Origin of the sequence: Pseudoalteromonas sp. APC 3893 (assembly GCF_030408095.1) — a bacterium.
GTDB lineage: Bacteria > Pseudomonadota > Gammaproteobacteria > Enterobacterales > Alteromonadaceae > Pseudoalteromonas.
This window is the reverse complement of record NZ_JASDCD010000011.1, coordinates 134,657-156,467: the sequence shown is the minus strand read 5'-3', so window position 1 is coordinate 156,467 and position 21,811 is coordinate 134,657. Positions and strand designations below refer to the sequence as shown.

The 21,811-nt window shown below is 41.6% G+C and carries 25 protein-coding genes; 12 read left to right on the top strand and 13 right to left on the bottom strand.

Features of this window, described 5'->3' with window-relative positions; all coding sequences use genetic code 11:
* Window positions 1–260: 260 nt before the first annotated feature.
* The 6 genes from rpsI to zapE form a co-directional block, all read right to left on the bottom strand.
* Window positions 261–653 (bottom strand): 30S ribosomal protein S9, encoded by a 393-nt coding sequence (rpsI, locus tag QMA12_RS13780; RefSeq protein WP_024600778.1) that lies wholly within the window; start codon window positions 651–653, stop codon window positions 261–263.
* Between the two features lie 8 nt (window positions 654–661).
* Window positions 662–1,090 (bottom strand): 50S ribosomal protein L13, encoded by a 429-nt coding sequence (gene rplM, locus QMA12_RS13775; protein WP_002957960.1) that lies wholly within the window; start codon window positions 1,088–1,090, stop codon window positions 662–664.
* Window positions 1,091–1,320: 230 nt separating this feature from the next.
* Window positions 1,321–1,806: a DUF721 domain-containing protein gene (locus QMA12_RS13770; protein WP_087533110.1), complete on the bottom strand. Its 486-nt coding sequence runs from the start codon at window positions 1,804–1,806 to the stop codon at window positions 1,321–1,323.
* Between the two features lie 97 nt (window positions 1,807–1,903).
* Window positions 1,904–2,293, bottom strand: coding sequence for an 8-oxo-dGTP diphosphatase MutT (gene mutT, locus QMA12_RS13765; RefSeq protein WP_290209461.1), 390 nt, complete (start codon window positions 2,291–2,293; stop codon window positions 1,904–1,906).
* Window positions 2,294–2,725: 432 nt separating this feature from the next.
* Window positions 2,726–5,434: a preprotein translocase subunit SecA gene (gene secA, locus QMA12_RS13760; RefSeq protein ID WP_087533112.1), complete on the bottom strand. Its 2,709-nt coding sequence runs from the start codon at window positions 5,432–5,434 to the stop codon at window positions 2,726–2,728.
* Between the two features lie 388 nt (window positions 5,435–5,822).
* Complete coding sequence (gene zapE, locus QMA12_RS13755) at window positions 5,823–6,911, bottom strand: cell division protein ZapE (protein ID WP_290209460.1); 1,089 nt, start codon at window positions 6,909–6,911, stop codon at window positions 5,823–5,825.
* A gap of 182 nt (window positions 6,912–7,093) precedes the next feature.
* Between zapE and QMA12_RS13750 the strand changes: the two genes are divergently transcribed.
* The 3 genes from QMA12_RS13750 to QMA12_RS13740 all read left to right on the top strand — a co-directional run bounded on the left by QMA12_RS13750 (window position 7,094) and on the right by QMA12_RS13740 (window position 10,205).
* On the top strand, window positions 7,094–7,537 hold the full coding sequence (locus QMA12_RS13750) for a YhcB family protein (RefSeq protein ID WP_290209459.1): 444 nt from the start codon (window positions 7,094–7,096) through the stop codon (window positions 7,535–7,537).
* Between the two features lie 130 nt (window positions 7,538–7,667).
* The gene (locus tag QMA12_RS13745; RefSeq protein WP_290209458.1) at window positions 7,668–9,020 is read left to right on the top strand and encodes a Do family serine endopeptidase; all 1,353 of its coding nucleotides are present in this window, start codon (window positions 7,668–7,670) and stop codon (window positions 9,018–9,020) included.
* A gap of 102 nt (window positions 9,021–9,122) precedes the next feature.
* Window positions 9,123–10,205, top strand: a complete 1,083-nt coding sequence (locus QMA12_RS13740; RefSeq protein WP_087533116.1) for a trypsin-like peptidase domain-containing protein — start codon at window positions 9,123–9,125, stop codon at window positions 10,203–10,205.
* Between the two features lie 39 nt (window positions 10,206–10,244).
* Here the strand turns inward: QMA12_RS13740 and murA are convergent, their stop codons facing one another.
* Genes murA through mlaF form a run of 7 tightly spaced genes read right to left on the bottom strand, consistent with a single transcriptional unit; the run spans window position 10,245 to window position 14,904 of the window.
* Window positions 10,245–11,504 (bottom strand): UDP-N-acetylglucosamine 1-carboxyvinyltransferase, encoded by a 1,260-nt coding sequence (murA, locus tag QMA12_RS13735; RefSeq protein ID WP_290209457.1) that lies wholly within the window; start codon window positions 11,502–11,504, stop codon window positions 10,245–10,247.
* A 13-nt stretch (window positions 11,505–11,517) separates the two neighbouring features.
* A complete protein-coding gene (locus QMA12_RS13730) occupies window positions 11,518–11,775 on the bottom strand; it encodes a BolA family protein (protein WP_087533118.1) in 258 nt (85 codons plus the stop codon).
* A gap of 5 nt (window positions 11,776–11,780) precedes the next feature.
* Window positions 11,781–12,074: an STAS domain-containing protein gene (locus tag QMA12_RS13725; protein WP_087533119.1), complete on the bottom strand. Its 294-nt coding sequence runs from the start codon at window positions 12,072–12,074 to the stop codon at window positions 11,781–11,783.
* The gene (locus tag QMA12_RS13720; protein WP_290209456.1) at window positions 12,067–12,741 is read right to left on the bottom strand and encodes an ABC transporter substrate-binding protein; all 675 of its coding nucleotides are present in this window, start codon (window positions 12,739–12,741) and stop codon (window positions 12,067–12,069) included. Before QMA12_RS13720 ends, QMA12_RS13725 begins: the two co-directional genes overlap by 8 nt.
* A gap of 5 nt (window positions 12,742–12,746) precedes the next feature.
* Window positions 12,747–13,295, bottom strand: coding sequence for an outer membrane lipid asymmetry maintenance protein MlaD (gene mlaD / locus QMA12_RS13715; RefSeq protein ID WP_087533121.1), 549 nt, complete (start codon window positions 13,293–13,295; stop codon window positions 12,747–12,749).
* 14 nt (window positions 13,296–13,309) lie between these two features.
* Window positions 13,310–14,089, bottom strand: a complete 780-nt coding sequence (gene mlaE / locus QMA12_RS13710; protein WP_087533122.1) for a lipid asymmetry maintenance ABC transporter permease subunit MlaE — start codon at window positions 14,087–14,089, stop codon at window positions 13,310–13,312.
* Window positions 14,089–14,904 carry a phospholipid ABC transporter ATP-binding protein MlaF gene (mlaF, locus tag QMA12_RS13705; protein WP_087533163.1) on the bottom strand — a complete coding sequence of 272 codons (816 nt, stop codon included), beginning with the start codon at window positions 14,902–14,904 and terminating at the stop codon, window positions 14,089–14,091. Before mlaF ends, mlaE begins: the two co-directional genes overlap by 1 nt.
* A gap of 255 nt (window positions 14,905–15,159) precedes the next feature.
* Here mlaF and QMA12_RS13700 point away from each other — a divergent pair, with 255 nt between their 5' ends.
* The 9 genes from QMA12_RS13700 to ptsN all read left to right on the top strand — a co-directional run bounded on the left by QMA12_RS13700 (window position 15,160) and on the right by ptsN (window position 21,808).
* Entirely contained in the window at window positions 15,160–16,131 is a 972-nt protein-coding gene (locus tag QMA12_RS13700) for a calcium/sodium antiporter (RefSeq protein WP_290209454.1), read from the top strand.
* Between the two features lie 23 nt (window positions 16,132–16,154).
* Complete coding sequence (locus QMA12_RS13695) at window positions 16,155–17,126, top strand: KpsF/GutQ family sugar-phosphate isomerase (protein ID WP_290209453.1); 972 nt, start codon at window positions 16,155–16,157, stop codon at window positions 17,124–17,126.
* The gene (kdsC, locus tag QMA12_RS13690; RefSeq protein ID WP_290209452.1) at window positions 17,127–17,678 is read left to right on the top strand and encodes a 3-deoxy-manno-octulosonate-8-phosphatase KdsC; all 552 of its coding nucleotides are present in this window, start codon (window positions 17,127–17,129) and stop codon (window positions 17,676–17,678) included. It abuts the gene before it with no gap.
* Window positions 17,675–18,229 carry an LPS export ABC transporter periplasmic protein LptC gene (gene lptC / locus QMA12_RS13685; protein ID WP_290209451.1) on the top strand — a complete coding sequence of 185 codons (555 nt, stop codon included), beginning with the start codon at window positions 17,675–17,677 and terminating at the stop codon, window positions 18,227–18,229. The genes kdsC and lptC overlap by 4 nt, the downstream gene beginning before the upstream one ends.
* Window positions 18,219–18,746 carry a lipopolysaccharide transport periplasmic protein LptA gene (gene lptA, locus QMA12_RS13680; protein WP_290209450.1) on the top strand — a complete coding sequence of 176 codons (528 nt, stop codon included), beginning with the start codon at window positions 18,219–18,221 and terminating at the stop codon, window positions 18,744–18,746. Before lptC ends, lptA begins: the two co-directional genes overlap by 11 nt.
* Window positions 18,743–19,468, top strand: a complete 726-nt coding sequence (gene lptB / locus QMA12_RS13675; protein ID WP_087533128.1) for an LPS export ABC transporter ATP-binding protein — start codon at window positions 18,743–18,745, stop codon at window positions 19,466–19,468. The genes lptA and lptB overlap by 4 nt, the downstream gene beginning before the upstream one ends.
* Window positions 19,469–19,536: 68 nt before the next feature.
* The gene (locus QMA12_RS13670; RefSeq protein ID WP_290209449.1) at window positions 19,537–21,033 is read left to right on the top strand and encodes an RNA polymerase factor sigma-54; all 1,497 of its coding nucleotides are present in this window, start codon (window positions 19,537–19,539) and stop codon (window positions 21,031–21,033) included.
* 30 nt (window positions 21,034–21,063) lie between these two features.
* Window positions 21,064–21,351 carry a ribosome hibernation promoting factor gene (gene hpf / locus QMA12_RS13665; RefSeq protein ID WP_087533130.1) on the top strand — a complete coding sequence of 96 codons (288 nt, stop codon included), beginning with the start codon at window positions 21,064–21,066 and terminating at the stop codon, window positions 21,349–21,351.
* A gap of 4 nt (window positions 21,352–21,355) precedes the next feature.
* Window positions 21,356–21,808, top strand: a complete 453-nt coding sequence (gene ptsN, locus QMA12_RS13660) for a PTS IIA-like nitrogen regulatory protein PtsN (RefSeq protein ID WP_087533131.1) — start codon at window positions 21,356–21,358, stop codon at window positions 21,806–21,808.
* The last annotated feature ends 3 nt before the right edge of the window (window positions 21,809–21,811 follow it).

Genomic DNA, 21,811 nt, shown 5'->3' with positions numbered 1-21,811 from the left:
TTGCGAGTTTGCGAGTTTGCGAGTTTGCGAGTTTGCGAGTTTGCGAGTTTGCGAGTTTGCGAGTTTGCGAGTTTGCGAGTTTGCGAGTTTGCGAGTTTGCGAGTTTGCGAGTTTGCGAGTTTTATCAGAATGAATTTTTCAACGCGGTAGTCAAGTACTTCGTCTCTTTACCCTCGCTAACTTTACTCTCGCTAGCTTTAGAGCTCCAAAACAAAAAACCCAGCCGAGGCTGGGTTTTTGGAATTCTGTAAAACGTAATATTAACGTTTTGAGAACTGTGGACGCTTACGTGCTTTCTTAAGACCCACTTTCTTACGCTCAACTTTACGCGCATCACGAGTAACGAAACCGGCTTTACGAAGTTGTGGACGTAGTGACTCGTCAAACTCCATAAGTGCACGAGTGATACCGTGACGGATTGCGCCAGCTTGACCTGTAGTACCACCACCAGCAACGGTGATGTGTAAGTCAAACTTTTCAGTCATATCAACAAGCTCAAGAGCTTGACGAACAACCATACGTGCTGTTTCGCGACCAAAGTACTCTTCTAAAGAGCGCTTGTTGATTACGATGTTACCAGTGCCTGGGCGTAGGAATACGCGAGCACTTGAACTTTTACGACGACCTGTACCGTAGTATTGATTTGCCATGATAGTGCTCCTTAAATGTCTAGAACCTGAGGCTGTTGTGCAGCATGGTTGTGCTCAGTACCCGCGTAAACTTTAAGTTTACGGTACATAGCGCGGCCTAAAGGACCACGTGGCAACATGCCTTTAACAGCTTTCTCGATGATCATTTCAGGCTTTGCAGCTTGAAGTTTATCAAAAGTAGTAGACTTAAGACCACCTGGGAAACCAGAGTGAGCGTAGTAAACTTTATCTTTGAATTTGTTACCAGTTACAGTAACTTTCTCCGCGTTGATAACGATGATGTAATCACCAGTATCTACGTGTGGAGTATATTCAGCTTTGTGCTTACCGCGTAGGCGATGAGCAATTTCAGTAGCGATGCGACCTAAAGTTTTACCTTCAGCGTCAACTACGTACCAGTCACGTTTTACTGTTTCTGGCTTAGCAACAAACGTTTTCATTTATAAAAATCCAATGTTTTTCAATTAAAACCACAGGTAATTATTATTAATTACCGCTCTAAATGTTTGCTCCAACCCCTTCGAGTTTAAGACTTTATGCGCCATTCAAAAGAGGCTAAGCTAATGAAGGCAATAGAACGCAACGTGGCAGACGCGGGAGTATACCAGCACTTAATAAACATTGCTACCTGACGGTTGTTTTTTCCGCAAGAAATTTAAAAATTAGCGGGTTACTTCGTTTTTTTTCCGTGCTTTGCTAAACGCTCTAATTTTTCACGTAATGATGGTGGTGCGTTTTGCGCAATGGCGTTTAGATAATCTGAGGTTTGTTCGCTCATGGGGAGCTTTTTAGCTACAGTCGCATTAGCTATTTTGGCTGGATTATTTTTACTTAATCGTTGGCTAGATTGCGGGTTGGCGATGATCTTTATTTGCCCTAACTCCGCTAACCCATTACTGCGAAAGTGAGACTGCATATCCATTTTAAGGTAGTTCAAACGCAGAGCAATAGGTGCTGACACCGCTTCAATCGTCAATGTGCCATCTTTATAATTACTGACTCGACACTTATCCGCTAAATTAGGACTTAAAAACTCAATTAAAAGTGCTTGTTGCTTATCAAGCGCTTGGCTTTTACCTGCATAGCTTGATAAACGACCACTCAAACCCGCCATAATATCGTTTAACGGTTTTGGCGCAAATTTATCTTTAGCCATTACACACACCAAAAGTACAGTTAGAAATCAATTTTAATCCAATATAAAGCGAATGCAATAGCTATTAATCATAAGCGTTCATTTGTGTTTATTGTGTTTATTGTTTTAATTTTTCTATAATCTCTACATTAGCAGCAGGGAAGTTATAGTCATCTAGCTTATTAAGTGCTACCCATACACTTTGCTGACCTTCAGCACCATGCGCATCACCGCTAAAATCAGTCACTAAATGCACATCTAGTTTCACACACTTATCACCATAATCATGTTCAATAACCATGAGCTCAGTTGAACTATGAATAGTGAGTGCCACTTCTTCTTGCAATTCGCGTTTCAGTGCCTCAAATACGCTTTCACCGCGTTCTACTTTACCACCTGGAAATTCCCATAAACCGCCTTGATGCTTATCATCTGGGCGCTTGCAGATAAACAATGTATTACCAGCTTTAATTACACCCACTGCGACATGTACTATTTTTTTTGTCATTATCATCTTACCTTTATTATTAATCTACACAGCTGCGGGTTACGCGCTGCGAGTAAGAATACAGCTAGAACCTTGCACCTTTAATAATCGTAGGAGAGCGCTTTAGCGCCGATTAATTCGACATAACTCCCAAACAATCACGGCTGAAACCTGTTCCCACAAAAGCCAAATATACCTTGTAACTTCCCTAGCACCTTAGCCTCTTAAGCGCAGCGTCTTTTAACCTCTTTGTAAATAAATCACTTACACTTTTCGCGGCTAAAGCCGGCTACTACGAAAACCATTTTTGCACAGCGAAAAAGCCACGAGCTGCGAGCTATGGACCCTAGCTCCTAGTCACTTCCCTAGAACCTAGCACCTTTAACCTTTAACCTTAATTTACAAACAAAAAAGCGACGCACATGCGTCGCTTTTATTAAACTAAAGCAATAGTTATTTTAACTTACCACAACATTGCTTAAATTTTTGACCTGAGCCACATGGGCACGGCTCATTACGACCCACTTTAGGCTCAGCGCGTGCAGTTACTGTTGCACTTGCAGGTGCTTCTCCACCAACATGCTCTGCTTCCTCATGTTGATATTCGCGAGGAGCATTTTCACTCTTACGATGCTGCTCTTCAACTTTTTCAACATCATCTTCTGCACGAACTTGAACTTTACTTAAAATGCCAACAACGTCGACTTTCAAATTTTCAAGCATTTCAGAGAACAGCTCAAACGATTCACGCTTGTACTCTTGCTTCGGGTTCTTTTGCGCATAACCACGTAAATGAATACCTTGACGCAAATGATCCATTGCCGCTAAGTGATCTTTCCAGTGTTGATCTAAGCTTTGTAGCATAATTGCTTTTTCAAACTGACGAAGAACCGACTCGCCTACTTGCTGTTCTTTCTCTTTGTACGCATTATTCACTTCTTCTTCGATACGCTCACGAAGCTTTTCTTCGTACAACTTGTTATCGTCTGCTAACCATTGTGAAATTGGCAATTCTAATAAGAAGTCTTGCTTCAAGCGCTCTTCAAGGCCCGGGATGTCCCACATTTCTGCAAGGCTTTGTGGTGCAATGTATTGGTCAATGATATTACCAAGTACATCACCACGAATAACTGTAATTGTCTCAGAGATATCGCCTTCAACCAGTAATTCGTTACGCTGTGCATATACAACACGACGTTGATCATTCGCTACATCATCGTATTCAAGTAGTTGCTTACGAACATCAAAGTTGCGTGCTTCTACTTTACGTTGTGCGTTTTCAATTGCACGGTTTACCCATGGATGTTCAATTGCTTCACCACGTTGCATCCCTAGTTTACGCATCATGTTAGTCATGCGCTCACCAGCGAAGATACGCATTAATGCGTCATCCATTGATAAGTAGAAACGGCTTGAACCGGCATCACCTTGGCGACCTGAACGACCACGTAGTTGGTTATCGATACGACGCGATTCATGACGTTCAGTACCAATAATATGCAAACCACCCGCAGCAATTACAGCATCATGGCGAACCTGCCATGCGGCTTTAATGTCCGCAATTTGCTCATCTGTTGGGTTTTCAAGTTTTTCAACTTCGCTATGCCAGTTACCACCAAGTACAATATCAGTACCACGGCCGGCCATGTTTGTTGCAATCGTTACCGTGCCCGGTAAGCCTGCATCAGATACGATATCAGCTTCTTGAGCATGAAACTTAGCATTAAGTACATTATGCTTTATCTTTTCTTTGCGTAAGAATTGCGACAAGTACTCTGAGCTTTCAATTGAAATAGTACCCACAAGCACTGGCTGTCCACGCTCTTGGCAATCTTTAATATCGACTAAAATTGCTTCGTATTTTTCTTCTTGCGTTAAATAAACTAAATCTGCGCGATCATCACGGATCATTGGCTTATTAGTTGGCATAACAACCGTATCAAGGCCATAGATTGACTGGAACTCAAACGCTTCAGTATCTGCAGTACCTGTCATACCTGCTAGTGTTTCATAAATACGGAAGTAATTTTGGAATGTAATTGATGCCAACGTTTGGTTTTCGTTTTGAATTTTTACACTTTCTTTTGCTTCAACAGCTTGGTGTAAACCTTCAGACCAACGACGGCCTTCCATTGTACGTCCTGTGTGCTCATCAACAATGATTACTTCGTTTTCTTTTACTACGTAATCAATGTCTTTTTGATAAAGTTTGTGCGCACGTAAAGCGGCATACACATGGCTAAGTAGCGTAATGCTACCCGCAGAATAAAGCGAATCGCCTTCTTCAATTAAACCACGTTCAGTTAAAAGCTCTTCAACTTTAATTTGACCACGTTCGGTAAGATGAACTTGTTTAGACTTTTCATCGATAGTGAAATCGCCGTCACCTTCAACACCTTCTTCGTCTTCTTTTTCTTGTAGTTCAAGTAAAGGTACGATGGTGTTAATCTCAGTGTATAGCTGTGAGCTATCTTCAGCTGGGCCAGAAATGATAAGCGGTGTACGTGCTTCATCAATAAGGATTGAATCCACCTCATCGACTACTGCGTAATAAAGTGGACGCTGCACACGTTCATTAATGCTAAACGCCATATTGTCACGCAGGTAATCAAAACCAAATTCGTTATTAGTACCGTAAGTAATATCGGCGCTATATGCTTCTTTTTTCTGTTGCGGCATCATACCTGGTACGTTACAGCCAACAGTTAAGCCTAAAAATTCAAATAATGGGCGGTTAGTTTCAGCATCACGCTTTGCAAGATAGTCATTCACGGTAATAACGTGAACACCTTTGCCTGTTAAGCCACGTAAATAAGCCGGTAAACTAGCAGTAAGGGTTTTACCCTCACCTGTACGCATTTCTGCGATACGACCTTGGTGCAACACCATGCCACCGAGTAATTGCACGTCGAAGTGACGCATGCCATTAACACGCTTCGATGCTTCACGTACCACAGCAAACGCTTCAGGCAAGATATCGTCAAGGCTTTGCCCGTTATCGTAACGCTCTCTAAATTCTGCTGTTTTGGCTTTTAAATCTTCGTCTGAAAGCGCTTCAAGTTGCGTTTCAAGTGCGTTAATTAGCGCGACCGTCTTTCTTAAATTTTTAATAGTGCGGTCATTGCGACTACCAAAAATCTTGGTAAATAAATTAGATATCATGATAAAACCGTTACAATGTATTCTTTGCTAACCAGTCATTGGCTAACCCATTTAATGCACCCAATATATACATGGGGATCATTACTAATTAATATATTGCTCAATAAAAGCACATATTAATTAGTAATTTTGCTAAATGCTGTTAATTTCAGCATTAATTACGTGCGCTACTATACCAGACTCTGCGAAACATCAAACCATCGCGTAGTTAAGATACCCATTTTATGCAAGAAAATTTATCGCAGCGCTAAAGGCCGATTAAATTTAGCCAACTGATAAAACGAATGTGCTTGGTAGATATGGCGACAATAAAGATAAAATCAAGTCACATAAGCAAACTTGTACAGCACAGCTTTTGCTCTTGATATTATATGATGAGAGAACAAAGTTAAGCCAAATGCTCTCTTGCTAAATACTCCAGTGACTGCATTTCTTGCAAACGGCTAATACAGCGTTTGAATTCAAAGTTGAGATTACCTTGGGTATACAATTCAGTGATACCCTTTTCAGCTGAGATAATTAAGGTGACATTACGCTCATAAAACTCATCGACCAACGCAATAAAGCGCCGCGCCGCATCATCATTAGCTTGACCTAGTTGCTTAACGTTAGACAAGATCACCGTATTGTATAAACGGCTTATTTCCATATAATCCACTTGGCTGCGAGCTGTCTCGCACAGTTCACTAAATTCAAACATAACGATACAATCAGCTACTTTACGCGTTTTTATCATCCGCCCTTCGATTTCAATTGAAGTATCGAGCTTGCCTGGCTCTGGCGACAATTTATCAAAATATTCAAATAAGTTTGCATCGGCTTGTTGATCAAGTGGGCTATGAAATATTTCAGCTTGCTCAAGTGTTCGCAAGCGATAGTCAATGCCTGAGTCCACATTAACAATTTCGGTATTGGCATTCACTAATTCAATCGCAGGTAGGAAGCGCGCACGTTGTAGGCCATTACGGTATAATTCGTCAGGCACGATGTTAGAGGTGGCAACGAGCACGATACCTCGTGCAAAAAGTGCTTCCATTAAACCACCTAGCAGCATTGCATCGGTAATATCTTGCACGAAAAACTCATCAAAGCAGATGATGTCTGTTTCTGCTTTAAATATATCCGCAACAATCTCCAGTGGGTTCGATTTGTTATTTAACTTTTTAAGTTCGTCATGTACTCGGTGCATAAAGCGATGAAAATGCACTCGCATCTTACGATCACCAGGTAACGCTTCATAAAAAGTGTCAACCAAGTAGGTTTTACCGCGCCCTACGCCTCCCCAAAAGTACAAACCTTTTATAGTTGGCGTGCTATCTTTATTAAATAGCTTTGCAAACCAACCTTTTTCAGCTGGCTTGGCAGCGGTTAAGTCATCGTATAATCGCTGTAAGTGACGCACTGCATTTTCTTGAGCTGCATCATATACAAAGTCATCACGCTGTAGATCTTGCTGGTATTTTTGCCAAGGAGTCATAGATAGTTACAATAAAACACGGTTTAATTTGCGCAATATATTAACACGCATCGTAACTCGGGGTATATTAGAGACAGTAAGATTTATTTAACCTGAGCTTAGGTTATTTAACGACAGACTAAATTTATTAATTACACACGCAATTTTTTCGTTATTTTTTATTTCCCAAAGGGGTAGAATTTATGGGCACCGTTACTTGGATTGGTATTATTGTTATTGTTGCCGTTGCAGCGTTTTTCTTGGGCGCGTTTGTGACTAAAAAACAATTTAAGCAAGATGAACTAGAAGAACAAGCAGAGCAAGCTAAGCATGCGCTAGAGCAATATCGCCAGGATGTTGCCGACCACTTAGCAAGTACCGGTAAACTAGTAAATCGTATGAAAGACAACTATGACCAGCTTTTGAATCACGTTGATGAGACCAACAAGCTTTTATTAAGTGATAAAAAAGAACACCCAGCTGAACCTTTCTTTTCAAAAGAAACCACAGAGCAACTGCAACGCTCATTAAAAGAGCGTCAAAGCGATCGTTCTTCAGCCGAGGCGCAACCTGCCGATTACGTGTCAGGCGAGTCAGGCTTATTTGCTGGAGCTGACAAAGTTTCAGAACATTCTAAAGCCTCTTGATGAACTTTTTTTTGACCCCATAGTCTGTAGATATAACAGCTTTATATCTAAACCTAAAAAAGGGCTGCTTATGCAGCCTTTTTTTATGTCTATGTTTTTGCTTTTTTGTGATGTGGAGTAAACCCTGACTATGAAAATGAAATTATCGTTAATCAGCGCAGCTGTTCTATCTGCGAGCCTATTATTAACCCCTGGTGTATCAATGGCTAAAATGCCAGTGGCAGTCAATGGTCAACAATTACCTACCCTAGCTCCTATGCTTGAGCAAATCACTCCTGGCGTGGTGAGCATACAAGTATCTGGCTCTAAAGAAGTTCGTAGACGCGCCGATCCCCTTGACTTCTTTTTTGGCAATCCGCAACCTCGCAGCCAAAAGCGAGAGTTTAGCGGTTTAGGTTCAGGCGTGATTATTGACGCCGACGAAGGCTATGTTGTTACCAATAACCACGTAGTGCAAGATGCCGAAAAGATGCTAGTGACCCTTGAAGATGGTCGCGAATATGAAGCCACTCGCATAGGAAGTGATAAAGAATCAGACATCGCCTTATTACAAATTGATGCCGATGATTTAGTAGCAATTAAGTTGGCAAATTCAGACCAACTTCGAGTAGGTGATTTTGCTGTCGCAATTGGTAACCCATTTGGTTTAAGCCACACAGTAACCTCTGGGATTGTCAGTGCGCTTGGCCGAAGTGGTTTAAATATCGAAGGCTACGAAGACTTCATTCAAACCGATGCAGCTATAAACCAAGGTAACTCAGGTGGTGCGCTGGTGAATTTAAACGGCGAGCTAATTGGTATTAATACCGCTATTTTAGGAGCTTCAGGTGGTAATGTTGGTATTGGCTTTGCTATTCCATCAAATATGATGAAAAACTTGGTTGATCAAATTATTGAGCACGGTGAAACTCGTCGCGGTTCATTAGGTATCTCTGGTCGCCCATTGGATGCAGGACTTGCAAAAGCACAACAACTTGACGTCAAACAAGGTGCATATGTTATGCAAGTAATGGATGACTCAGCAGCAAGCAAAGCAGGTATTAAAGCCGGTGATGTTATTATCAGTATCGATGGCAGTGATATCAGCGGGTTCCATGAATTACGCAGTAAGATAGCCACCTTAGGCGAAGGTAAAAAGGTTAAACTAGGCATTTACCGCGACGGTAAAGTAAAAACGGTTAAAGTCACTTTAGATGGCGCATCTGGTATGAGTGCTTCAGGCGATGAGCTACACCCTGCATTCCAAGGTGCAACGCTTGAAAGCATTCAAAAAAATGGCGCTAAAGGCATAGAGCTGACTTCTGTTGATCCTCGTTCACCAGCAGCACGCGTTGGTTTGGAAGAAGGCGATATCATTATGCAAGTCAATCGCCAACGAGTTGAAAATATTCGCGATATGAATCAGATCATCGAAAACACCAAAGGTAATATTGTGCTTGGTGTACAAAGAGGGCGAGAATCTGTATTTGTTTTAATTCAATAACGCAAATATTGTACAAATGACATAAATAATAACAGCGGCACTTGCCGCTGTTATTTTTTTTGTGCCATCATAAAGGGATTGCTCACTAACAATAAGAATACCGTGCTAAAATTTTTTAAATTTGTCCTCCCCCCGTTGTTTGCCGGACTAGGCATTGCTTTTTTAGTGGTGTTCTTTAACCCCAATATGCGTGCAGCGTTATTACCCAATGTGACCTTGCCAAGTGCAATTACCGCACAGCACCTGAGCTTTGCTGACGCAGTTAAACGCGCAGGCCCTTCTGTGGTGACCATTTTTTCTGAGAGTATTTCTAGTCAACCTAGGTATAAACGCCAGAATACAGTACAAGAGCTTGGTTCTGGAGTTATCATGTCCAGCGATGGCTATATTTTAACGAACTATCACGTTATTAATAACGCCGACCAAATTATGGTGATCCTCACCGATGGCCGCCGCTTTTTTGATGTCCAACTTATTGGCTTTGACACCATTACTGATCTCGCATTATTAAAGATAAATGCCGATCACTTACCTGTAATCCCAATAAATAATGATTTTAACCCGCGTGTTGGCGACGTAGTACTTGCCATAGGCAACCCGCTTAACTTAGGTCAAACAATTACCCAAGGCATAGTCAGTGCAACAGGTAAGCAAAAGATCACCGACAGCCCGTACAACAGTTTATTACAGATGGATGCGGCAATTAACGTAGGTAACTCTGGTGGTGCACTGGTTAATTCCAATGGCGATTTAGTCGGTATTACATCGGCGCAGTTTAAAACTCGCGAGAACTTAGATATTCAAGGGATTTTCTTTGCAGTGCCATACTCATTAGCCAAAGAAGTAATGGATAAACTCATTCGTCATGGTCGCGTAGTACGTGGCTATTTGGGCTTCACGGGCACCGCGGTTGATAGTACAGGTAAAGAGGTCAGTGATAACTTTACGCCTGTTGCAGGCCTTCGTATTACCAATTTAGACCCATTAGGCCCTGCATGGCAAGCAGGTATTAAAGAGCAAGATATTATCGTTAAAATTGCCGGTGAAGATGTCAGTAATCCACAAAAAACACTCACTACTATCGGTAACTCAGAGCCAGGCCATGAAATTGAGTTTCAGCTATATAGAAATGGGGAAATACTTAAGGTAATGGTAAATGTGGCAGAGCTTGAGACGAAATTATAAAACCTAGGGCCTAGAAGCTAGGACCTAGGTTCTAGGCTATTAACTACTTCTACGTTTAATATTAGCACCCAGTGCACTGAGCTTATCTTCAATACGCTGATAACCACGGTCAACGTGATAAATACGATCGACAACCGTTTCACCTTTTGCCACTATACCGGTCAAAATCAAGCTTGCTGATGCACGTAAGTCAGTCGCCATAACTTGGGCACCACTTAAGCTTTTAGTGTCACCACAAATTGCTGTGTTACCTTCTAAGCGAATGTTGGCTCCCATGCGTTGTAGCTCAGGTACGTGCATAAAACGATTTTCAAAAATTGTTTCTGTGATAGTCGCACTGCCATTTGCAATCACATTCAATGCGGTAAATTGCGCTTGCATATCTGTCGGGAACCCTGGATGAGGCATCGTTTTAATATTCACCGCTTGCAGCTCACGGTTACGCATATCTAAGTATATGCTGTCATCAGTCACTTCTACCAGAGCATTAGTTGCACGAAGCTTTTCAATAACAGGTTCGAGACTATGAAAATCAGTAGCTTTACATAATACTTCGCCGCCAGCCATCGCTGCTGCAACTAGAAAAGTACCTGTTTCGATGCGATCAGGCAAAATACGGTGTTCACAACCATGAAGTTTCTCAACACCTTCAATCTCAATACGGCTAGTGCCAGCACCGGTAATTTTTGCACCCATAGCAATCAAACACGTCGCAAGATCGGTTATTTCGGGTTCACGAGCTGCGTTTTCAAGTACGGTTTTACCATCAGCAAGTGTAGCAGCCATTAACAGGTTTTCGGTTGCGCCAACACTGACCATTTCCATGTATATCTCAGCGCCTTTTAAGCGGCCGTCAGAACTGGCATTAATGTAGCCATTTTCAACTTGAATATTCGCGCCCATACGCTCAAGGCCTTGGATATGAATATCAACTGGACGAGCACCAATCGCACACCCGCCAGGTAATGACACTTGAGCTTGACCAAAACGAGCAACCAATGGTCCTAACGCTAAAACAGATGCACGCATTTGTTTTACTAAGTCATAAGGTGCGAGCGTTTTATCAACGGTAGCACCATCGATAACTAACTGATCGCCTTGCCACTGTACATCAGCCCCTAAGGTTTTCAACAATGCTTCAGTGGTACCGATATCACGCAAACGTGGCACATTATTAAACGTACTTTTACCATCAGCTAATAGAGCGGCAAAAAGAATCGGTAGCGCGGCATTTTTAGCGCCAGAAATCGTCACTTCACCCGCAAGCCCTGTGCCACCTTGAATTACAAATTGATCCATGAGGAGGCCTTAGTTATTGCGGTAAGATAAATTTTTGTTCACGCTTCCACTCTGTAGGTGTAAAAGCACGAATAGACACGGCATGAATAGTACCGTCAGAAATGGTATTCATTAATGGTGCATATACTAGCTGCTGTTTTTTCACTCGACTCAGACCATCAAAGCACTCGCCTACTGCAATCACTTCATAATGACTACCATTGGCTTTTACATGAACTTCAGCTAATTGTAATTCGTCGCGTAATAACGTCTCGACTTCGCTTGTTTGCATAACTCTCACTCAAATAGGGTTGTAACTTGACCTAACTGCATTAACTTTTGCAATTGATCAGGTATATTTTGCAATTCAAGGCGAATGCCTTGCTGCTTTAATTCTGCGAAAGAGTGAATTAACCAAGCTAAGCCCGCCGTGTCAACCCTTGATACATCAGAAAGGTCAAAATACCAAGTTTTATGGTTAGTTTGTGAGTTTTTATTAATAAGCCGTTCAGCAGCAATTGAGTTTCGGGTTAATTCACCGCTAACTCGAAATTGCTGCTCGTCGATTTGAGTAACGCTTACTTTACTCATTACCACCTTCGCCTCTAAATTGGACTGGTAACTGACTTTTCTGTCTAAGCAGATTACTGACATGCTCAATACCTTGCTGACGAAGAATTCCTTGCAGTTCGCTTTGTTTCGCATCTAATAGACTGATGCCTTCAGCTACCATGTCATAAGCTCGCCAATCACCGCTTCTGTCTTCGCGTACTTTAAAATCAATTTTAATATCCGGTTTACCAGGCTCTACAATTTTAGTTTTTACTAATACAACATCCTGCCCTGCAAACGCTCTAGCAGGTGCAAATTCAACATGTTGATTTGTATATTGAGTAAAAACACCAGCATAAGTCGCTACTAAATATTCTTGAAAAGCATCAATAAACTCTTTAATGTTTTCAACTGCTTGCTTTTGCTCTGCCGGATTTTTAATTGCACGCACTTTTGAAACATGGCTACCTAATACGCGTAGTGCAGCATATTTATAATCAATGTAAGGCATTAATTCTTCAGTAACGATTACACGTAAGTGCTCTTTATCTTGCTCAATTAATGGCTGATCGCGGGTAATACGCTGAAAAGTGTTATCAGATACCTGACGAACCATTTTATATGGGTCTTTTAAATTAACGGACTGAGCATTTACATTAGTTGCGATAAAAATAAATGCTACTAAAGTTACAAATTTCTTAAACATAATAATTACTCACCACCTTGATTGAATAAAAACTGCCCGATCAATTCTTCAAGCACTAAAGCAGATTTGGTATCGGTAATAAAATCGCCGTCATTTAACGCTTTGCTTTCTACACCAAATAACTCGTCCAAGCCTAAGTCTTGATCATTACTTGTTACTTCAAGGCCTAAGCAGGCTTGCTCTGCAGATTTAGGTGCGATCACTGGGTTAATTCCTAAATACTGCTCACCTAAAATACCTGACGTTAAAATTGATACCGAACTGGTATCTGAGAAGCGACATTGATATTGCGCATCAATGGTCATATCAACTACTGGTAAAAACTCTTGCGGATGGATTGAAATAGCCTCAACACGTCCGACGACAACCCCGCCCACCTTAATTGGAGCGCGTGCTTTTAATGAGCCGATATTTTCAAATTTAGCTTTTAGCAAGTATGTTTCGCCACTACCACTAATGCCTGCGTTAGCTACTTTTAATGCCAGCATAGCAAAAGCTGCAATGCCAAGAGCGACAAAAAAGCCAACTAAAATTTCTAATTTCCGTGAATTCATTATCTATACCTTTTTTAGCTGGTAAACATTACCGCTGTCAAAATAAAATCAAACCCTAAAACAGCCAAAGATGAGTGTACAACGGTCTCTGTTGTTGCTTTACTGATCCCTTCCGAAGTTGGTACACAGTCATAACCTTTATAAAGTGCTATCCAAGTTACAACGATGGCAAATACAAAGCTCTTGATCATGCCATTTAAAATATCTTGTTGGAATGACACTTGTGACTGCATGATTGACCAAAAACTACCGGTATCAACACCTAGCCAATCAACACCCACTAAGTGGGCACCAATTATTGCAACCGCTGAGAAGATTAACGCCAACAGTGGCATACTAATAAAGCCAGCCCAAAAGCGAGGAGCAATAATACGCTTAAGCGGATCAATCGCCATCATTTCAAGGCTCGATAACTGCTCGGTCGCTTTCATCAAACCAATTTCGGCGGTAAGTGCACTCCCTGCTCGTCCAGCAAATAGCAAAGCAGTCACTACAGGGCCAAGCTCTCTGAGTAAACTCAATGCAACAAGTGGCCCTAAACTGTCTTCTGCACCATAACCCACTAATACGGTGTAGCCTTGCAGCGCGAGCACCATACCAATAAATAACCCAGAGACCATAATGATAAGCAGCGACTGCGAACCCACCATATAGAGTTGGCGAATAAGTAGTGGTGTGCCTTTTCTGAAATTAGGTAGATTCCACAGTGCACCAATCAACATTTGCGTTGAGCGGCCAAGTGCAGCAAATCGACCCAATGTTTTATGGCCTAGCTTTTGAAACAAATCAAACATCAGCTACGCCCTCCAAGTAATTCTTCATTATAAGGCTGAGCCGGGAAATGAAACGGTACAGGCCCATCAGAAAGGCCTTTTAAGAACTGCTGTACCAGTGGCGATTCATGGTTACGCATTTGCTCTGGTGAGCCACTACCAATGACACCTTGATCGGCAATAATGATTACATGATCAGCAATACTCATTACCTCTGTTACATCATGAGTAACAATTAGTGAAGATAGCCCAAGAACTTGGTTCAATGATTTAATTAGCTTAACCAGCACACCCATTGAGATTGGATCTTGCCCAGCAAACGGCTCATCATACATGATAAGCTCAGGGTCCAGCGCAATAGAGCGAGCAAGTGCCGCACGACGGGCCATACCACCAGAAAGCTCTGACGGCATTAAATCTTGGGCACCACGTAAACCTACGGCTTGTAATTTCATTAACACAACAAGACGGATTAAATCTTCACTGAGGCGGGTGTGCTCTCTAAGCGGAAACGCAATATTGTCAAAAACAGACATATCGGTAAATAAGGCGCCACTTTGAAATAGCATGCTCATTTTGGTACGCGCTGCATAAAGCTCTTTGCGCGTCATAGTTGGGATATTATCACCTTCAAACAAAATAGTGCCGCTATCGGGTTTTAATTGACCACCAATTAAACGTAGCATGGTAGTTTTACCAATACCGCTGGGCCCCATAATGGCAGTGATCTTGCCTTTCGGAACGCTAAAGCTCATATTTTTATATATGCTTCTATCGCCCCGTGAAAAGCTTACATCCTTGATTTCTACTATTGGTTGCGACAAGTCGCTCTCCATTTCTATTTTCACTACTTCCCCTATTTTAAGGCTTTTTACGCAAAGATGGAAAAAACAAATCGTAAAATTTTGTAATATTCTATGTAATAACAGCCTAAGCCTTACTGAGACTGACTTAACCTAACCTTAAATAAATTTTTCTATGCTAAAAATAACGACTTACTGAGATATAGACCCGATTCTTTTATTTATACTTTCAGGTTGGCTTTTGTTACTATTTACCGCAATCTGATATTGAATAATTGGCGTAATGTAATGGTGACTTCTTTTGTCATTTTAATTCTTGGATTTGCAGGACTTGTTTGGAGCGCAGATCGCTTTGTTTATGGTGCTGCAGCACTGGCAAAAAATTTCGGTGTCCCCACTTTAATAGTCGGTTTAACTGTTGTTGCTATGGGCTCATCAGCGCCTGAAATGATGGTTTCGGCCTCCGCCGCGCTTGCCGGTAAAACGGATACTGCAGTTGGCAATGCAGTCGGTTCAAATATCACTAATATTTTGTTGGTATTAGGCATTACCGCCTTGTTGCGCCCGCTTTCGGTATCTTCCACAACACTCAAACGAGAAATGCCGCTGGTGTTACTTATTTCGATTGCTGCTTGGTATGTGTTTTCAGATAACTACTTCTCATTTGCCGAAGGCATTGCGCTACTAATTGCATTTATTGTTTTTATTGCTGGGCTTATCATCATTTCGATTCGCGCTAAAAACCAAGCTGATGACCCATTTGTTAGTGAAGCCTGTGATGATGTGCCAGATAATGTTCCAACTAAATCAGCACTATTTTGGCTCGTCGTCGGCATGGTCGTACTTCCTTTAAGCTCTCACTTTTTAGTTGGTTCAGCTGTTGATATTGCAAAGTATTTTGGCTTAAGCGATTTAGTCATCGGCTTGACTATTATTGCTATCGGTACCAGCTTGCCTGAACTTGCAGCTTGTATTGCAGGGGTGCTAAAAAACGAAGACGACTTAGCATTAGGTAATATTGTTGGCTCTAATATTTTTAACTTACTGGCCGTTTTACCATTAGCGGGGATTATAAACCCTTCGATTATTGACCCATCTGCGGCAAACCGTGACGCGCTAATTATGATAGGTGCCACCATCGCATTAATCGCTATGTCCTTGAGTTTTCGAGGGGCGCGCCGTATTAATAGAGTTGAAGGTGGCTTATTATTAGCCGCGTTTGTTGCTTATCAAGGTTATATTTTTAGCCAAGTAGCTTAGTACCGAATAAATTGGACAACACAATGACGCAGTTAAATTTTATTGAACAAGGAAAACGAGTACTTGATATTGAACGTCAAGCCCTTGTTGATATAGCTCAATACCTAGACGAAAACTTTAATCAGGCCTGTGAGTTGATGTATCAATGCCAAGGCCGAATTATCGTTGTCGGCATGGGCAAGTCTGGCCATATTGGCAATAAAATTGCTGCCACATTAGCAAGCACCGGCACACCGGCTTTTTTTGTTCACCCTGGTGAAGCGAGCCACGGTGATTTAGGTATGATCACCCGTGATGATGTAGTCATGCTGATATCTAATTCTGGCGAAACCAGTGAAGTGCTCAATATAATCCCAGTGATTAAACGCATTGGCGCTAAAATGATCGCAATGACCAGCAATCCAACATCGTCAATGGCAAATTGGGCTGATGCTCATGTATGCATTAAAGTATCTAAAGAAGCCTGCCCTCTTGGTCTTGCGCCAACAGCAAGCACCACAGCAACACTTGCTATGGGAGATGCAATAGCCGTAGCACTACTTGAAACTCGTGGCTTCACAGCCGATGATTTTGCCTTATCGCATCCGGGCGGAAGCTTAGGGAAGCGCCTATTGCTGTGCTTAAAAGATTTAATGCATGATGGCGCCTCAACGCCTATTATTAGAGACACGCAATGCATTAAGGACGCTTTAATAGAAATGTCAGCCAAAGGCCTAGGCATGACAGCAATTGTGGACAACCGTGGCCAACTCAATGGTTTGTTCACTGACGGTGATTTACGTCGTATTTTAGAGCAACGTATCGATATACATAGCACGCTTATCAGTGAAGTCATGACACGCTCATGCACCACGGCAACTGCCGATATGCTTGCCGCCGAAGCACTTAATATTATGGAGCGAAAACGTATTAACGGTCTTATTGTCATTGATGAAAATCGTCACCCCATTGGTGCACTAAATATGCAAGACTTGCTCAAAGCAGGAGTGTTATAAATGCAATTTTCTGACTTATACCAGCCATTGAGCTTAGATGCTCAAACCCGCGCTAAAAAAGTTAAACTGCTGATCTGTGATATTGACGGCGTATTTTCTGATGGTCGAATTTACTTAGGTAACCAAGGCGAAGAATTAAAAGCATTTAATACCAAAGACGGCTTTGGCATTAAAGCGCTTATCAACGGTGGTTTTGAAGTGGCTGTGATCACAGGGCGTCATTCACAGATAGTTCAGCAGCGGATGACTAGCCTAACAGTGCAACATATTTATCAAGGCCAAGAAAATAAGCTACAAGCCTATCAAGAACTTAAAGATAAGCTGAACGTAACCGATGAGCAAATCGCCTATATTGGTGATGATGGCCCAGATCTCCCAGTCATGGAGCAAGTTGGCTTTGCAGTAGCAGTGAACGATGCACACCCGTTAATCAAACGCGTATCGCATTATACCACTATGCTACCGGGTGGGTTTGGCGCTGTACGAGAGCTCACTGATTTATTAATGCTTGAAAACAAAAAATCGCTAACCAGCGAAGGCACCAGCTCATGAATAGTGCGCGTTTAGTTTTAAGCGTATTATTTATTGGCTGTATGGTTTGGCTTTGGTATCCATACTTTAACCAAACAAACACACAACAGCTCGTTGAAGAAGATGTTATTGCCAAGCCAGACTACACAGCAGTGGCATTAAAACAAACAGCCTTTGATGAGCAAGGTAAAATAAGCCACAAAGTTACTGCTGCTAAAATGGAACTATATCAGCAGTTAGGATTCACGTACTTTGAAGAACCTATTTTCACTTTATATAATCAAGAACAAATGTGGCAAATTAATGCAGCAGAAGCCACATTGTATGAAAATAACCAGCTGGTTTTAGAAGGCAATGTGACGGCGAAAAATCTCACAAGCAATGCCATGATAGATCACATTAATGCCGATAACATCCAAGTTGATATTGAACTTCAAACAATGAGTTCAGAGCAACCTGTTGAGTTGGTCGGCCCTAATTTAAAAATTACTGGGCGCGGATTACAAGCCGACTTAAAAGCCGAAGTAATAGAACTAATTAACCATACGCGAACCATATATTATGACCAATAAACTAGCCAACATATTTATCATTCCAAGCTTACTCATTGCATTTTCGAGCCTTGCCCAAGATACAATGCCACCGGCCGATCAGGTCTCAATCAGCGCGGATAAACAACAAGCTCAGCTGAAATCTAATGTCGGTATTTTTGAAAAAAACGTTGAAATTATTCACGGTAACCGCCGTATTAAAGCTGATCGCCTTGAAGTACATAAACGTGAAGACTTAGGCGATAACAAACAGTTACTCGTGGCCACTGGCAAACCTGCATACTTTGAAGAAAAACAAGCCGATGGCACCCTAATGAGCGCCAGTGCTGAGGAAGTTCGTTACGATGTAGCAAAGCGCCTGCTAACTTTAATTGGCAACGCGAAAGTAACCCAAGCAGGGCAAAAAATTAACGCTAAAAGCATCACCTACGATATGGAACAGCAACTAATAAGTGCTGAAAGAGGCGAAAACTCAAATGACCGCGTGCATACAATTTTAGTACCTGTCGATAGCAAAAAATCAAAAGGCCAGCCATGAGTACATTAAAAGCCGAGTTTTTAGCAAAAAGCTACAAGGGCCGCCAAGTTGTAAAAAGTGTTGGCTTAGAAGTTAGTGCTGGGAGTATTGTTGGTCTGCTAGGCCCTAATGGCGCAGGTAAAACCACCACTTTTTATATGATTGTTGGCTTAGTGCCGAGCGATAAAGGTAAAATTAGTATTGATGATAACGATATTACATTATTGCCCATGCACAGCCGTGCTCGCCTGGGTATTGGCTACTTACCACAAGAGTCGTCTATTTTCCGTAAGCTGACCGTTTACCAAAACCTCATGGCGATTTTAGAAACCCGTAAAGAACTAAACAAAACAGCCCGTGAAGAAGCTTTGGATAGCCTACTTGATGAATTTAGCATTCAACACATTCGTGATAGTCAAGGCATGGCATTGTCAGGTGGTGAACGCCGCCGTGTTGAAATTGCGCGTGCTTTAGCCGCAAATCCTAAATTTATTCTGTTAGATGAGCCTTTTGCTGGTGTTGATCCCATTTCAGTGTTAGATATAAAGAAGATTATCGAGCACCTTAAAAACCGTGGCATCGGTGTACTAATAACCGACCATAATGTAAGAGAAACCCTTGATGTTTGTGAAAAAGCCTACATAGTTTCTCATGGGGAGTTAATTGCGTCAGGAACTCCTGAGCATGTACTTGCCAACCAAACAGTTCGCGATGTATATCTGGGTGAGCAATTTAGGCTATAAAGCAACGCTCAGCTAACTATCTGCTAAACTAAATTATGACAACACAATAAAAGGATTGTTAGAGATAAATGAGGCAATCACTCCAGCTGCGCATGGGCCAGCAACTTACAATGACTCCACAACTGCAACAAGCAATTCGCTTATTGCAGTTAAGTACATTGGATCTCCAGCAAGAAATTCAAGAAGCACTCGACAGTAACCCACTGCTTGAAGTCGAAGAGCAAGAGTTTGGTGACGAAACGGCTGGCAAAAATGAACAAAAACAAGATACCGAAGACGTCACAGTAAGTGCTTCTGCCGATGAGACACCAAGCGAATACGAACAAGAAAGCAGTGAAGCACTTAATAAAGACACAGTAAGTGACGATATGGCTATGGATGTGACCTGGGATGAGTACATGAGCGCCGCTCCTGCCAGCTCATCAGGCCCGATGCCTGAAGATGAATCTATTTATCAAGGGGCTTCAACCGAAACCTTGCATGAATATATTATGTGGCAGTTACAGCTAACCCCATTTAGTCCGACCGACGAGGCGATTGCGATTGCCATTGTCGAAGCTATCGACGATTCAGGTATTTTAACCTTAAGCTGTGAAGACATTGCTGAAAGCCTAAATAAAGATAATAACGAAGAAGAAATTGAGCTTGATGAAGTTCAGGCGGTTCTAAAACGTATTCAGTTGTTTGACCCAATTGGTATTGGCGCACGTAGCTTGCAAGAATGTTTATGTATTCAACTAAATCAATTTGACCCCGCAACTCCTTGGATTAGCGAAACAAAAATGATTTTAACTGAACATATCGATTTATTAGCCAGCCGCGACTACCGAACTTTGATGAAAAAGACTAAGCTTAAGGAAGATGAGCTTAAAGAAGTGATGACACTCATCCACAGTCTAAACCCAAAGCCTGCGGATAGCATCGTACGTGAAGAATCTGAATACGTTATTCCAGATGTCTCAGTAAAGAAAATTAAAGGCCGTTGGATTGTTGAGTTAAATCCCGATAGCATGCCTAAAATTAGAGTAAACAGCCAATATGCGGCTATGTCTCGCTCGGTTAAATCGAGTAGCGACAGCCAGTTTATTCGTTCACACTTGCAAGAAGCAAAATGGTTTATAAAAAGTTTAGAAAGCCGTAATGACACATTACTCAAAGTAACCAACTGCATCGTTAAACAGCAGCAGGGATTTTTTGAACATGGTCCCGAAGCAATGCGCCCTATGGTATTAAACGATGTTGCTGAAATGGTCGAGATGCATGAATCAACCATCTCACGGGTTACCACGCAAAAGTACATGCACACCCCAAGAGGAATTTTTGAGTTAAAATATTTTTTCTCAAGTCATGTAAGCACTGAAAACGGTGGGGAATGTTCGTCTACAGCGATCCGTGCATTAATAAAAAAATTAATTAGCGCAGAAAACTCAGCGAAACCATTGAGTGATAGCAAAATTGCAGATATATTGGCAGAGCAAGGTATCAAAGTAGCTAGACGTACAATCGCAAAATATCGCGAGTCACTGGCTATTCCACCGTCAAATCAAAGAAAGAGCTTGATTTAAGGCGTAAAAAAACAAAGAAGGAAAATGCTTATGCAACTGAATTTAACTGGTCGTCACGTAGAAATTACCGATTCACTTAGAGACTATGTACACAATAAGTTTGCAAAGCTTGAAAGGCACTTTGATCATATAAACAACGTGCACGTCATTTTAGACGTAGAAAAGCTAAGCCAAAAAGCAGAAGCCACAATACACCTCAGTGGTGCTGATTTATTTGCTTCAACAGAACACCAAGACATGTACGCTGCGATTGACGCCCTAATAGATAAACTAGATCGTCAAGTTATCAAACACAAAGAGAAGCACGCTCGACACTAATATTATGAAACTAAGTTCACTTACTTGTAAGGACTGCAGTAAAGCTGCGGTCCTTTTTAATAGCAAAAAACGAATTTTAGAATTTATTAGCCAGTTGGCTCATGAACAACTCCCTCACCTTTCAGAACAAGAAATTCTTAACTCGTTACTTAATCGAGAGAAACTAGGAAGCACAGGTATTGGCCGTGGAATTGCTATTCCTCACGGTAGAATAACGGGTGTTGATACACCATTAGCACTGATACTAGTGAGTGAAACGCCCATTAATTTTGATGCGATTGATAATCGTCCTGTTGATATATTTGTGGCACTCGTCGTACCTGATGGTGAGAGTCAACTTCATTTAAAGACCTTGGCCACAATTGCTGATAAACTTAACGATAAAGATTTTTGTAAACAATTACGTAGCGCTAAATCAGACCACGACTTATACCAAGTTATTGTCGAGCAGTCATAAGAA

Coding starts and splice junctions, on each gene's coding strand:
- rplM (WP_002957960.1), bottom strand. CDS start 1,090: ATGAAAACGTTTGTTGCTAAGCCAGAAACAGTAAAACGTGACTGGTAC.
- QMA12_RS13770 (WP_087533110.1), bottom strand. CDS start 1,806: ATGGCTAAAGATAAATTTGCGCCAAAACCGTTAAACGATATTATGGCG.
- mutT (WP_290209461.1), bottom strand. CDS start 2,293: ATGACAAAAAAAATAGTACATGTCGCAGTGGGTGTAATTAAAGCTGGT.
- secA (WP_087533112.1), bottom strand. CDS start 5,434: ATGATATCTAATTTATTTACCAAGATTTTTGGTAGTCGCAATGACCGC.
- zapE (WP_290209460.1), bottom strand. CDS start 6,911: ATGACTCCTTGGCAAAAATACCAGCAAGATCTACAGCGTGATGACTTT.
- QMA12_RS13750 (WP_290209459.1), top strand. CDS start 7,094: ATGGGCACCGTTACTTGGATTGGTATTATTGTTATTGTTGCCGTTGCA.
- QMA12_RS13745 (WP_290209458.1), top strand. CDS start 7,668: ATGAAAATGAAATTATCGTTAATCAGCGCAGCTGTTCTATCTGCGAGC.
- murA (WP_290209457.1), bottom strand. CDS start 11,504: ATGGATCAATTTGTAATTCAAGGTGGCACAGGGCTTGCGGGTGAAGTG.
- QMA12_RS13730 (WP_087533118.1), bottom strand. CDS start 11,775: ATGCAAACAAGCGAAGTCGAGACGTTATTACGCGACGAATTACAATTA.
- QMA12_RS13725 (WP_087533119.1), bottom strand. CDS start 12,074: ATGAGTAAAGTAAGCGTTACTCAAATCGACGAGCAGCAATTTCGAGTT.
- QMA12_RS13720 (WP_290209456.1), bottom strand. CDS start 12,741: ATGTTTAAGAAATTTGTAACTTTAGTAGCATTTATTTTTATCGCAACT.
- mlaD (WP_087533121.1), bottom strand. CDS start 13,295: ATGAATTCACGGAAATTAGAAATTTTAGTTGGCTTTTTTGTCGCTCTT.
- mlaE (WP_087533122.1), bottom strand. CDS start 14,089: ATGTTTGATTTGTTTCAAAAGCTAGGCCATAAAACATTGGGTCGATTT.
- mlaF (WP_087533163.1), bottom strand. CDS start 14,904: ATGGAGAGCGACTTGTCGCAACCAATAGTAGAAATCAAGGATGTAAGC.
- QMA12_RS13700 (WP_290209454.1), top strand. CDS start 15,160: ATGGTGACTTCTTTTGTCATTTTAATTCTTGGATTTGCAGGACTTGTT.
- QMA12_RS13695 (WP_290209453.1), top strand. CDS start 16,155: ATGACGCAGTTAAATTTTATTGAACAAGGAAAACGAGTACTTGATATT.
- kdsC (WP_290209452.1), top strand. CDS start 17,127: ATGCAATTTTCTGACTTATACCAGCCATTGAGCTTAGATGCTCAAACC.
- lptC (WP_290209451.1), top strand. CDS start 17,675: ATGAATAGTGCGCGTTTAGTTTTAAGCGTATTATTTATTGGCTGTATG.
- lptA (WP_290209450.1), top strand. CDS start 18,219: ATGACCAATAAACTAGCCAACATATTTATCATTCCAAGCTTACTCATT.
- lptB (WP_087533128.1), top strand. CDS start 18,743: ATGAGTACATTAAAAGCCGAGTTTTTAGCAAAAAGCTACAAGGGCCGC.
- QMA12_RS13670 (WP_290209449.1), top strand. CDS start 19,537: ATGAGGCAATCACTCCAGCTGCGCATGGGCCAGCAACTTACAATGACT.
- hpf (WP_087533130.1), top strand. CDS start 21,064: ATGCAACTGAATTTAACTGGTCGTCACGTAGAAATTACCGATTCACTT.
- ptsN (WP_087533131.1), top strand. CDS start 21,356: ATGAAACTAAGTTCACTTACTTGTAAGGACTGCAGTAAAGCTGCGGTC.